Below are 11,683 nucleotides of genomic sequence, written 5' to 3' on the forward strand. Positions count from 1 at the left end.
GATGGCACGCACCAAGACCCATTACAGCTTCAGGCCGCTGAACGCAGCCCGCTGCGCCATCTGGTCGCTGTTCGCGCTGGCGCTGGTCGTCGCCCCGCTGGTGTTCAAGAGCAGCCTGGCGCTGACGATGCTGTCGCAGATCGGCTATCTGATCGTCATCTGCCTGTCGTACAACATCCTGCTGGGGCAGGGCGGCATGCTTAGCTTCGGCCACGCGGTGTACGTCGGCCTGGGCTCCTTTATCGCCATCCACGCGATGAACCTGGCGTCCAAGGGCGCCATCCCGGTGCCGCTGGTGCTGATCCCGCTCGTGGGCGGCCTGGCCGGCGTGTTCTTCGCGGCGCTGCTCGGCTTCGTGACGACCAAGAAGTCGGGCACCACCTTCGCCATGATCACGCTGGGCATCGGCGAGCTGGTCGCCTCGATGGCGTTGATGTTCCCCAGCTTCTTCGGCGGCGAGGGCGGCGTCACCACCAACCGGGTCTACGGCCAGCCGTTCCTGGGCATCACCTTCGGGCCGCAGATCCAGGTGTACTACCTCATCGCCTCCTATTGCTTCGTCTGCACCGCCGCGATGTACGCCTTCACCGGCACGCCGCTGGGGCGCATGCTGAACGCGGTGCGCGACAACCCTGAGCGGGTCGAGTTCATCGGCTACAACACCCAGCGCGTGCGCTACTTCGCCTTCATCGTCTCGGGCTTTTTCGCCGGCGTCGGCGGCGGGCTGGCGGCGATCAACTTCGAGATCGTCAACGCCGCCGACAGCCTGGCGGCGGCGCGCTCGGGCGGCTACCTGCTGTTCACGTTCCTGGGCGGCGCCACCTTCTTTTTCGGCCCCATCATCGGCGCCGTGCTGCTGGTGTTCGCCTCCATCCTGCTGTCGGAGTTGAGCAAGGCCTGGCTGCTGTACCTGGGCCTGATCTTCCTGTTCATGGTGATGTATGCGCCCGGCGGCGTGGCCAGCCTGATCATGATGAACGTGCGGGTGGCGGCCTACGGCAAGCTGCGCACGCTGTGGGTGGCGTACCTGGCGCTGGCCGGCACGGCGCTGTTCGCCGTGCTGGGCGTGGCCGCGATCGTCGAGATGATCTACCACATCCAGTTGAACGCGGCGCTCGGGCCGGTGGTCCCCTTTCTGGGCGCCAGCCTCGACACCCGTTCGCTGGACACCTGGGCCGGCGCCGTCTTCCTGCTGCTCGCCAGCCTCGGGCTGTTCGAGCTGACGCGTCGCAGCTTCCTGCGACAGTGGGACACCATCCAGGAAGAAATCGAGCGCGAGATCAAGCACCGGGAGGCACTATGAGCGCAGCGACATGGGCGCTGGAGCTGAAAGACTTGCGCAAGAGTTTCGGCAAGACCGACATCATCCGCGGCGTCGACCTGCAGGTGGCAGCCGGCGAGCGGATCGGCATCATCGGCCCCAACGGCGCCGGCAAGTCGACCCTGTTCAACCTGATCAGCGGGCGGCTGGAACCCAGCAGCGGCAAGGTGCTGCTGAACGGCAAGCGAATCGATGGCAAGAAGCCGTTCGAGATCAACCGCATGGGGTTGTCGCGCAGCTTCCAGATCACCAACATCTTTCCGCGCCTGAGCGTGTTCGAGAACCTGCGCTGCGCGGTGCTGTGGAGCCTGGGCTATCGCTACACCTTCCTGCGCTTCCTGTCCAAGCTGGACGACGTCAACCAGCGGGCCGAGGAACTGCTGGAGATGATCCAACTGGGCCGCAAGCGCGACGTCCTGGCCACCAACCTCACCTACGCGGAACAGCGGGCGCTGGAGATCGGCGTCACCATCGCCGGCGGCGCCAACGTGATCCTGCTGGACGAACCGACGGCCGGCATGAGCCGCGGCGAAACCGCCCGCTTCATCGAGCTGATCAAGGAAGTGACTGTGGGCAAGACGCTGCTGACGGTGGAGCACGACATGGGCGTGGTGTTCGGCCTGGCCGACAAGATCGCGGTGGTGGTCTACGGCGAAGTCATCGCCTTCGACGTGCCGCAGCAGGTGCGGGCCGACCAGAAGGTGCAGGAAGCCTACCTGGGCTCCGCCGTCGCCGCGCAGCAAGAAGGAGGTCACTGATGCTGACCGTGAAGAACCTGCATGCCTTCTATGGCAAGAGCCACGTGCTGCATGGGGTGCAATTCGAAGTGGGGCAGGGCGAGATCGTGGCCTTGCTCGGGCGCAACGGCTCCGGCCGCTCCACCACGGCCAAGGCGGTGATGGGAATGGTGGAATGCGCCGGCGACGTCAGCTGGCGCGGCCAGGCGATCCAGGGCCGCAAGCCGTACGAGATCGCCCACCTGGGCATCGGCTACGTGCCGGAAAACCGCGAGATCTTCCCCCGGCTCACCGTCCACCAGAACCTGATGCTGGGGCAAAAGAAAGCCGGCCAGAAAGGCCGCTGGAGCTTCGGTGACATGTACGCGATGTTCCCGCGGCTGAAGGAGCGGCAGCACACCGAGGCTGGCGTGCTCTCGGGGGGCGAGCAGCAGATGCTGACGCTGTGCCGCACCCTGATGGGCGACCCGGAGCTGATCATCATCGACGAGCCGACCGAGGGCCTGGCGCCAAAGATCGTGGAGCTGGTGGGCGAGTACCTCAAGAGGCTCAAGGCGCGCGGCGTGTCGGTGCTGCTGATCGAGCAGAAGCTGACCATCGCCATGGCGATCTCGGACCGCACGCTGGTGATGGGGCACGGCAGCATCGTGTTTCAGGGAACCCCTGACAGCCTGCGCGCCGACGCCTATATTCGGAAGGAATGGCTGGAGGTCTGACACCCGCGCAACTGCGAGGCTGAGCCCGGGTGGGAGCCCGGGACGGCAGGATTCCGTGTCCCGCAGCCGACAGGCAGTGATTGCACGGCAGCAACGCCCACCTACAATCCCCGAAACGAACGACCGTTCTTTTCTCATTCGAAGGAAACCAGCATGACGGCTGAATACAAGGTGCACGGCGACGTCGCCGTGATCACGATGAACAACCCGCCCGTCAACGGGCTGGGCCACGCAACGCGCACCGCGATCACCGCCGGGCTGGAGCAGGCCAACGCCGATCCGGCCGTCCAGGCGATCGTCATCACCGGCGCGGGCAAGGCCTTCTCCTGCGGCGCCGACATCAAGGAGTTCGGCTCCATGAAGGCGACGGCCGAGCCGAACCTGCTGTCCGTCATCCTGGCCTGCGAAAACTCTGGAAAGCCGGTGGTTGCCGCCATCCACAGCGTGGCCATGGGCGGCGGGCTGGAACTGTCCCTGGGCTGCCACTACCGCATCGCGGCGCCCGGCGCCAACATCGCGCTGCCGGAAGTCAAGCTGGGCCTGATCCCCGGCGCCGGCGGCACGATGCGGCTGCCGCGTGCGCTGGGCGTCGAGCCGGCGCTGAACATGATCGTCAGCGGCGAGCCGGTCAAGGCCGAAATGCTGGCCCAGCTGCCGGGCCAGAAGCTGTTCGACAAGATGGCGTCGTCTGCCGAAGGCCTGCAGGAAGAGGCGATCGCTTTCGCCCGCTCGGTCGCCGACGCCCGGCCGCTGCCGCTGGTGCGCAACCTGCCCAGCAAGCACCCCATGGGCGACGCCTACTTCCAGTTCGCGCGCAACATGGTCAAGGGCATGGCCAAGAATTTCCCGGCGCCAGGCAAGTGCGTCGATGCGGTCGAAGCATCGACCAAGATGAAGTTCGACGACGGCATGCGCCACGAGCGCGAGATCTTCACGGCGCTGATGTTCACGCCCGAGTCGCGCGCGCTGCGCCACCTGTTCATGGCGGAACGCGCCGCCGCCAAGATTCCGGACGTGCCGGAAGACACGCCCAAGCGCGAGATCAAGGCGGTGGCCGTGATCGGCGCCGGCACCATGGGCGGCGGCATCGCCATGAACTTCCTGAACGCCGGCATCCCGGTGACCATGCTGGAGATGAAGCAGGAAGCGCTGGACCGCGGCCTGGCCACCATCCGCAAGAACTACGAGTCGCAGGTCAAGCGCGGCAAGCTCAAGCAGGACAAGTACGACCAGCGCATGGGACTGCTCAACACCACGCTGGCCTACGAGGACATCGCCCAGGCCGACCTGGTGATCGAGGCCGTGTTCGAGGAAATGGGCGTCAAGCAGAAGGTGTTCGAAAAACTTGACCAGGTGATGAAGAAGGGCGCGATCCTGGCCTCCAACACCTCGACGCTGGACATCGACAAGATCGCTGGGTTCACCAAGCGGCCGCAAGACGTGGTCGGCCTGCACTTCTTCAGCCCGGCCAACGTGATGAAGCTGCTGGAAGTGGTGCGCGGCGCCAAGACCGGCAAGGACGTGATGGCCACGGTCATGAGCACGGCCAAGAAGATCAAGAAGACGGCCGTGGTGTCCGGCGTCTGCGACGGCTTCATCGGCAACCGCATGATCGAGCAGTACAGCCGCCAGGCCGGCTTCCTGCTGGACGAGGGCGCGACGCCGCAGCAGGTCGACCGCGCGGTGGAGAAGTTCGGCTTCGCCATGGGCCCGTTCCGCATGGGCGACCTGGCCGGCAACGACATCGGCTGGGCGATCCGCAAGCGCCGGGCCGCCGAGCGCGCCGACATGAAGTACAGCCGCAGCGCCGACAAGCTGTGCGAGTTGGGCCGCTTCGGCCAGAAAACCGGCGCCGGCTGGTACGACTACCAGCAAGGCAAGCGCGACGCGATCCCGTCCAAGCTGGTCGAGGACATGATCGCCGAGCACCGCAAGTCGCTGGGCATCACCCCGCGCAAGATCTCCGACGAGGAGATCGTGCAGCGGCTGGTGTTCTCGCTGGTCAACGAGGGGGCGCGCATCCTGGAAGACGGCATTGCCGCCCGCGCCAGCGACATCGACATGGTCTACATCACCGGCTACGGCTTCCCGATCCACCGCGGCGGCCCGATGCTGTATGCGGACCAGGTCGGCCTGTTCAATGTGGTGCAGGCCATGAAGCGCTTCCAGCGCAACCCGAACGACGACGCTGGATTTTGGGAACCCGCGCCGCTGCTGGCGCGCCTGGCCAGCGAAGGCAAGACCTTCAGCTGACGGGCCCCGGCTTCGCACCAGCGGCGCCATGGCCCGTCATCCCCGCGCAGGCGGGGATCCAGGGCCCGCCTTTCCACCCCATGGACAAACGCATCTTCCTCACCCTCGCTGCCCTGCTGCGGTTGCCGCTGGCAGCCGTGGCTGTCGACACCAGGCGCCAGGGTTCGCGCCAGGTGCGGGTCGCGCCGGCGCCCTATCGCCGACAAACATCTACTGGTTCTCCCCGGTGCGGGTCAAGCCGAGGATCTGCCCCGGCCGCACCGCACCAACGAGGGCTGGCGGTCGCCGACCTCGGCGGGATCGTCCGCTTCTATCACCAGCTGCTGCGCAACCTGAACGCGCCGGCGCCCTGACCACGTACTTCCCCCAGAAAGGCCTCCCATGACCAACGCCGTCATCGTCTCCACCGCCCGTACGCCGCTGGCCAAGAGCTGGAAAGGCGCCTTCAACATGACGCACGGCGCCACGCTCGGCGGCCATGCCGTCAAGCACGCCGTGCAGCGCGCCGGCATCCCGGTCGACGCCGTCGAGGACGTCATCATGGGCTGCGCCAACCCCGAAGGCGCCACCGGCGCCAACATCGCGCGCCAGATCGCGCTGATGGCGGACCTGCCGGTCACCGTCTCGGGCATGACCGTCAACCGCTTCTGCTCGTCGGGGCTGCAGACCATCGCGATGGCGGCGCAACGCATCGTTGCCGGCGAAGGCGAAGTGTTCGTGGCCGGCGGCGTGGAAAGCATTTCCTGCGTGCAGCAGGAAATGAACCAGCACATGCTGCGCGACATGAACCTGGACCGCAAGAAGCCGGAGATCTACTGGTCGATGCTGCAGACGGCGGAGCAGGTGGCAAAACGCTACAACATCGGCCGCGATGCGATGGACGAATACGGCGCGGCCAGCCAGCAGAAGGCCGTGGCCGCCCAGGCTGCCGGCAAGTTCACCGACGAGATCGCCCCGATCACCGTCAAGGCCGGCGTCGCCGATGCCGTGCTGGGCCTGGTCACCAAGGACCTGACCATCAGCAAGGACGAAGGCCTGCGCGAAGGAACCACCAAGGAAGGCATCAGCGGCATCAAGCCGGCGCTGCCCGGCGGCGTGATCACCGCCGGCAATGCCAGCCAGTTCTCCGACGGCGCCGGCGCCTGCGTGGTGGTGAGCGAAGAGTACGCCGCCCGCAACAACCTCAAGCCGCTGGGCCGCTTCCTGGGTTTCGCCGTGGCCGGCTGCGAGCCCGACGAAATGGGCATCGGCCCGGTGTTCGCCGTGCCCAAGGTGCTCAAGAAGCTGGGCCTGACGGTGCAGGACATCGACCTGTGGGAGCTGAACGAAGCCTTCGCGGTGCAGGTCATGTACTGCCGCGACAAGCTGGGCATCCCGGCGGATCGCCTGAACGTCAACGGCGGCGCCATCGCGGTGGGCCACCCGTACGGCGTGTCGGGCCAGCGCCTGACCGGCCATGCGCTGATCGAAGGCAGGCGGCGCGGCGCCAAGCGCGTGGTGGTGACGATGTGCATCGGCGGCGGCATGGGCGCGGCGGGCGTCTTCGAGGTTCTGTGAGCGCAGGGAAGGTATGTCTTGCCTTCGTCCCACCCTCGACTTCCTGCTCAATGACTGGTTGCAGGCTGGTCGCCTTGCCCAGGGGCCGCGCTTTGCCGACCATTCGCGCGAGACCTTCGACGCGGTTCTCGACACCTGCGAGCGGATCGCGCGCGAGAAATACGCGCCGTTCAATCTCCTGGTCGACACCGAGGAGCCACGCTTGGCCGGTGACAGAGTCATCCTGCCGCAGGCGACGCAGGCGACGCACGAGGCGCACCTGGCCTACGTCGCGTCCGGCATGATCGGCGCGGCGCAAGACGACGGGGAGGGTGGCATGCAGCTGCCCTACACGATCGAGGCGGCGGCCGGCACCTTCTTCGCCACGGCTTCGGTCAGCATCGACGCCAGCCTGCTGACCAAGGGCAATGCCAACCTGCTGCTGGTGCACGGCACCCGGGCGCAAAAGGCAGCCTTCGCCCGCCCTGAGTTCGCCGGCCGCTTTGCCGGCACGATGTGCCTGCCGCAGCCGCAGGCCGGCTCCTCGCCGTCGGGCATCACGACCGGCGCGACGCCCGACGGCCGCGGCTTCGCAGCCGACCCGCTGGGCCCACGCTTTCGCCTCGAGGGCGACAAGATGTGGTTCTCGGCCGGCGAGCACGAGCTGGCCGAGAACATCGTCCACCTGGTGCCGGCCGAGATCCCGGGGCCGGACGGCAAGCTGGTGGCGGGCACGCGCGGCATCTCGCTGTTCATCGTTCCCAAGGCCGATCTGCTGGGGGCGCAAGGTGGTGATGGAGGACGGCAAGGGCCTGCAACTGCTGGCCGGCCGCATCGACTCCACCGTCGAGCGCGCGATCCCGCAGCCGCAGCTGGCCGAGCACGCCAAGGCGCTCGCTCAGGCGCTGCAGCGCGTGCTCGCGGCCACCCAGGCCGCCTGGGCCAGCGGCCAGTTGGCCCAAGCGCTGGCCAAGGCCGTGCCTTACATGCAGGCCTTCAGGCACCTGGTGATCGCCTGGGCCTGGCTGGACGTGCTGCTGGTGGTGCCCGCCGACAGCACGCGGCCGGCCGACGAAGGCCGCAGCCGCGGCGCCCGCTATTTCTTCCACTACGAGTTGCCCCGGGTCCCGGCCTGGCTGCGCGTGGTGGAGACCGTAACCCGACCTGCGCCACCATGCCCGAGGAGGCTTTCTGAAAACCACCACTGCCCGCAACCTGGCGCGCCTGCACGCGCTGATCTGGAGCCTGATCTTCGGCGGCCTGTTCGTCCTGGTGCTGGGCCTGGCGACGCAGCGATTCGACGACGCGGTCGGCTGGTCGCTGGTGGTCGTCGGCGGCCTGGCCGCGGCAGTCGGCGCGGTGCTGATCCTGGTGCGCGCGCGCCTGGTCGAAGCGCCCGCGGCCCCAGGCGCACAATCCGACGCATGACCCAAAGGAGACTTCCCGCATGACGCGCACCGTGCAGCAATTGTTCAACCTGGAAGGCAAGACCGCGCTGGTCACGGGCGGCTCGCGCGGGCTCGGCCTGCAGATGGCGCACGCGCTCGGCGAAGCCGGCGCCCGGATCATGCTGACGTCGCGCAAGGCGGACGACCTGGAAGTGGCAACGGCCGACCTGCAGGCCGCCGGCATCGACGCCCGCTGGATCGCCGCCGACTGTGGCCGCGAGGGCGACATCCACAAGCTGGCCGACCAGACGCTCGAGCGCATGGGTGACGTCGACATCCTCGTCAACAACGCGGGGGCCGCCTGGGGCGCACCGGCCGAAGACCATCCGCTGGACGGCTGGGACAAGGTGATGAACCTCAACGTGCGCGGCTACTTCATCCTGAGCCAGCGCGTCGCCAAGAAAAGCATGATCCCGCGCCAGCGCGGCCGGATCATCAACATCGCCTCCATCGCCGGGCTGGGCGGCAACCCGCAAGGCATGCAGACCCTGGCGTACAACACGTCCAAGGGGGCGGTCATCACCTTCACCCAGGCGCTGGCCTGCGAGTGGGGCCGCTACGGCATCACAGTCAACGCGATCTGCCCGGGGTTCTTTCCCAGCAAGCTGACGCAGGGCCTGCTCGAGCGCATGGGCGAGGAGAACATGGCGAAGCACGCGCCGCTGGGACGGCTGGGCGACGACGAGGACCTCAAGGGCACGGCGGTGCTGCTGGCCTCCGACGCCGGCAAGCACATCACCGGCCAGTGGCTGGCGGTGGACGGCGGCGTCAGCGTGGTCAGCGGGGGCTGAGGCCGTGGCCGCCCCCAATCTGTTCGGCGTCGAGATTCCCTTCGTCAGCCACCTCGGCCTGGAGCTGGTGCTGATGGAAGGCGGCGCCTCCGAGCTGCGCTACCTGCCCAAACCCGAGCACATGAACTCCTTCATGGTCACCCACGGCGGCGCCGTGATGACCATGCTGGACGTGACGCTGGCCACCGCCGCGCGCAGCATCGACCTGGAGATCGGCGTGGTCACCATCGAGATGAAGACGTCCTTCATGCGGCCCTGCGTCGGCCAGCTGGTCTCGCGCGGCCGCCTGCTGCACCGCACCCGGTCCATGGCGTTCACCGAAGGCACGATCTACGACGCCCAGGGCAACGCCTGCGCGCATGCCACCGGCACCTTCAAGTACGTCAAGCGCCAGCCCACCGGCCCGCAAAGCGCCATTTCCACCGACTGACAGGCGAGGTTCCCCATGCCCCAGAACGAGCAGATCCACCTGGACAACCGGCCCCAGGCCGAGGCCACGGCAAGCAACTTCAAGCTGGTCACCGGCCAGACGGCGCCGCTGCAGGAGGGGCAGGTGCTGGTGCGCCACCGGTTCCTGAGCCTGGATCCGTACATGCGCGGGCGCATGAACGACGCCAAGAGCTACACGGCGCCGCAGCCCGTGGGCCAGGTGATGCAGGGCGGCACGGCCGGCGAGGTGGTCGAGAGCCGCAACCCGAAGTTCAAGCCGGGCGACCAGGTGGTGGGCTTCGGCGGCTGGCAGGAGTACAGCGTGGTCGACGGCAACCAGCCGGGCGTGCTGCGCAAGGTCGACACCACGCACGTGCCGCTGTCGCACTATCTCGGCGCCGTCGGCATGCCGGGCGTGACCGCCTGGTACGGGTTGGAGAAAATCATCCAGCCGCAGGCCGGCCAGACCGTCGTGGTCAGCGCCGCCTCCGGCGCGGTCGGCAGCGCATTGGGCGCACTGGCCAAGGCCCGCGGCTGCCGCGCCGTCGGCATCGCCGGCGGGCCCGACAAGTGCCGCTACGTGGTCGAGGAACTGGGCTTCGATGCCTGCGTCGACTACAAGCTGCACAAGGATGCGCACTCGCTGTCCAAGGCGCTCCAGGAAGCCTGTCCCAAGGGCGTGGACGGCCACTTCGAGAACGTCGGCGGCATGGTGATGGATGCGGTGCTGTTGCGCATGAACGCCTTCGGCCGCATCGCCTTGTGCGGAATGATCGCCGGCTACGACGGCCAGCCGATCCCGCTGACCTATCCGCAGCTGATCCTGACCAACCGGCTGCTGGTGCAGGGCTTCATCGTCAGCGAACACATGGAGGTCTGGCCGCAAGCGCTGCAGGAACTGGGCATGCTGGTCGGCACCGGCAAGCTGCGCCCGCGCGAGTCGGTCGCGCAAGGCCTGGAATCCGCGCCGGAGGCGTTCCTCGGAATGCTCAAGGGCAAGAACTTTGGCAAGCAGCTGGTCAAGGTCGGCTGATTTTTTCCGGAGCAGCCGCCGTGCCAGAGCTCACCCACGAAGTGTTCAACCAGCCGCAGCCGCTGGTCGACTACAACCTGCTTGAGACCAACCGCCCCCTGCGCGATGCGCTGCGGTTCAACGCGCCGGCGCTCGACACCGGCGCGCTGTCCGGACTCGGCGCCTTGCTGGGCAGTGCGGAGATGCAGGCCCATGCCAGGCTGGCCAACGTCCACGGCCCGCAGCTCCAGACCCACGACCGCTTCGGCCGGCGCCTGGACGAGGTGGAGTTCCACCCGAGCTACCACGCGCTGATCCAGGCCGCGGTGCAGGCTGGCCTGCACGGCACGCCCTGGGCGGCAGGCGGCCACGCGCACGTGCAGCGGGCGGCAGGCTTCATGCTGTTCACCGAGCTGGAGCCGTCCGTGCTGTGCCCGATCTCGATGACTTACGCGGTCACGCCGGCGCTGCGCGGCAACCCGGCGCTGTTCGCGGACTGGGGCCCCAAGCTCACCAGCCGCAACTACGACCCTGCCTTGAAGCCCTGGCACGCCAAGGCCGGCGTCACCATGGGCATGGGCATGACGGAAAAGCAGGGCGGCTCCGACGTGCGGGCCAACACCACCCGCGCCGAACCGGACGGCACCGATGCCTGGGGCCCGCGCTACAGCGTCACCGGCCACAAGTGGTTCTTCTCGGCGCCGATGTGCGACGCCTTCCTGGTGCTGGCCCAGACCGCCTCGGGCCTGAGCTGCCTGTTCCTGCCGCGCGTCTTGCCGGATGGCGCGCGCAATGCCATCCGCATCCAGCGCCTCAAGGACAAGCTGGGCAACAAGGCCAATGCCAGCTCCGAAGTCGAGTTCCACCAGGCCTCGGCCTGGCTGGTGGGAGAGGAAGGCCGCGGCGTGCCGCAAATCCTCGAGATGGGGACCATGACGCGGCTGGACTGCGCGCTCGGCACCAGCGGGCTGATGCGGCAGGCGCTGGCCATTGCCTTGAACCACACGCGGCAGCGCGCCGCCTTCGGCAAGCGGCTGATCGAGCAGCCGCTGATGCGCAACGTGCTGGCCGACCTGGCGCTGGAAAGCGAAGCCGCCACTGCGCTGGCGATCCGCCTGGCGCGCGCCTTCGACCGGACCGGCGACGCCCACGAAGCCGCGATGGCGCGCTTGCTCACGCCCGTCGCCAAGTTCTGGATCTGCAAGCGCGGCAGCCACTTCGCCCAGGAGGCGATGGAATGCCTGGGCGGCAACGGCTACGTGGAGGAGGGCGGGCAGGGCATCATGGCCCGCATCTACCGCGAGATGCCGCTCAACTCGATCTGGGAAGGCGCCGGCAACATCATGGCGCTGGACCTGCTGCGCGCCTTGCGCAAGGCCGACGCGGCGGCGGCCCTGGCCCAGGAACTGGCGCCGGCGCGCGGCGCGCACCCGGCGCTGG

At 67.9% G+C, this 11,683-nt stretch carries 11 protein-coding genes and 1 pseudogene; all 12 read left to right on the forward strand.

The annotated features are described in order from the left end of the window. Window position 1 precedes the first annotated feature (1 nt). Window positions 2-1,303, forward strand: a complete 1,302-nt coding sequence (locus JWP65_RS02825; RefSeq protein WP_299760142.1) for a branched-chain amino acid ABC transporter permease — start codon at window positions 2-4, stop codon at window positions 1,301-1,303. Continuing rightward, window positions 1,300-2,079 (forward strand): ABC transporter ATP-binding protein, encoded by a 780-nt coding sequence (locus JWP65_RS02830; RefSeq protein ID WP_299760144.1) that lies wholly within the window; start codon window positions 1,300-1,302, stop codon window positions 2,077-2,079. The genes JWP65_RS02825 and JWP65_RS02830 overlap by 4 nt, the downstream gene beginning before the upstream one ends. Then, window positions 2,079-2,774, forward strand: coding sequence for an ABC transporter ATP-binding protein (locus JWP65_RS02835; RefSeq protein WP_299760146.1), 696 nt, complete (start codon window positions 2,079-2,081; stop codon window positions 2,772-2,774). Before JWP65_RS02830 ends, JWP65_RS02835 begins: the two co-directional genes overlap by 1 nt. Window positions 2,775-2,927: 153 nt before the next feature. Next, window positions 2,928-5,027, forward strand: a complete 2,100-nt coding sequence (locus tag JWP65_RS02840) for a 3-hydroxyacyl-CoA dehydrogenase NAD-binding domain-containing protein (protein WP_299760148.1) — start codon at window positions 2,928-2,930, stop codon at window positions 5,025-5,027. A gap of 80 nt (window positions 5,028-5,107) precedes the next feature. Next, on the forward strand, window positions 5,108-5,380 hold the full coding sequence (locus JWP65_RS02845; RefSeq protein WP_299760150.1) for a hypothetical protein: 273 nt from the start codon (window positions 5,108-5,110) through the stop codon (window positions 5,378-5,380). Between the two features lie 28 nt (window positions 5,381-5,408). Beyond that, window positions 5,409-6,584, forward strand: a complete 1,176-nt coding sequence (locus tag JWP65_RS02850) for an acetyl-CoA C-acyltransferase (protein WP_299760152.1) — start codon at window positions 5,409-5,411, stop codon at window positions 6,582-6,584. 13 nt (window positions 6,585-6,597) lie between these two features. After that, window positions 6,598-7,758, forward strand: a pseudogene (locus JWP65_RS02855) (acyl-CoA dehydrogenase). A 77-nt stretch (window positions 7,759-7,835) separates the two neighbouring features. Beyond that, window positions 7,836-7,991 (forward strand): hypothetical protein, encoded by a 156-nt coding sequence (locus tag JWP65_RS02860; RefSeq protein ID WP_367280466.1) that lies wholly within the window; start codon window positions 7,836-7,838, stop codon window positions 7,989-7,991. Between the two features lie 19 nt (window positions 7,992-8,010). Further along, window positions 8,011-8,802 carry an SDR family oxidoreductase gene (locus JWP65_RS02865; protein WP_299760154.1) on the forward strand — a complete coding sequence of 264 codons (792 nt, stop codon included), beginning with the start codon at window positions 8,011-8,013 and terminating at the stop codon, window positions 8,800-8,802. 4 nt (window positions 8,803-8,806) lie between these two features. Next, window positions 8,807-9,232, forward strand: coding sequence for a PaaI family thioesterase (locus JWP65_RS02870; protein WP_299760156.1), 426 nt, complete (start codon window positions 8,807-8,809; stop codon window positions 9,230-9,232). 15 nt (window positions 9,233-9,247) lie between these two features. Beyond that, on the forward strand, window positions 9,248-10,264 hold the full coding sequence (locus JWP65_RS02875) for an NADP-dependent oxidoreductase (RefSeq protein ID WP_299760159.1): 1,017 nt from the start codon (window positions 9,248-9,250) through the stop codon (window positions 10,262-10,264). A 20-nt stretch (window positions 10,265-10,284) separates the two neighbouring features. Next, a partial coding sequence (locus JWP65_RS02880; protein WP_299760161.1) for an isovaleryl-CoA dehydrogenase occupies window positions 10,285-11,683 on the forward strand: 1,399 nt, incomplete at its 3' end.

The sequence above is a fragment of the Ramlibacter sp. genome, assembly GCF_028292805.1.
Lineage (GTDB): Bacteria > Pseudomonadota > Gammaproteobacteria > Burkholderiales > Burkholderiaceae_C > Ramlibacter.

Excerpts from the sequence above, each read along its gene's own strand:
- JWP65_RS02825 (WP_299760142.1), top strand. The coding sequence starts at position 2 with ATGGCACGCACCAAGACCCATTACAGCTTCAGGCCGCTGAACGCAGCC.
- JWP65_RS02830 (WP_299760144.1), top strand. The coding sequence starts at position 1,300 with ATGAGCGCAGCGACATGGGCGCTGGAGCTGAAAGACTTGCGCAAGAGT.
- JWP65_RS02835 (WP_299760146.1), top strand. The coding sequence starts at position 2,079 with ATGCTGACCGTGAAGAACCTGCATGCCTTCTATGGCAAGAGCCACGTG.
- JWP65_RS02840 (WP_299760148.1), top strand. The coding sequence starts at position 2,928 with ATGACGGCTGAATACAAGGTGCACGGCGACGTCGCCGTGATCACGATG.
- JWP65_RS02845 (WP_299760150.1), top strand. The coding sequence starts at position 5,108 with ATGGACAAACGCATCTTCCTCACCCTCGCTGCCCTGCTGCGGTTGCCG.
- JWP65_RS02850 (WP_299760152.1), top strand. The coding sequence starts at position 5,409 with ATGACCAACGCCGTCATCGTCTCCACCGCCCGTACGCCGCTGGCCAAG.
- JWP65_RS02865 (WP_299760154.1), top strand. The coding sequence starts at position 8,011 with ATGACGCGCACCGTGCAGCAATTGTTCAACCTGGAAGGCAAGACCGCG.
- JWP65_RS02875 (WP_299760159.1), top strand. The coding sequence starts at position 9,248 with ATGCCCCAGAACGAGCAGATCCACCTGGACAACCGGCCCCAGGCCGAG.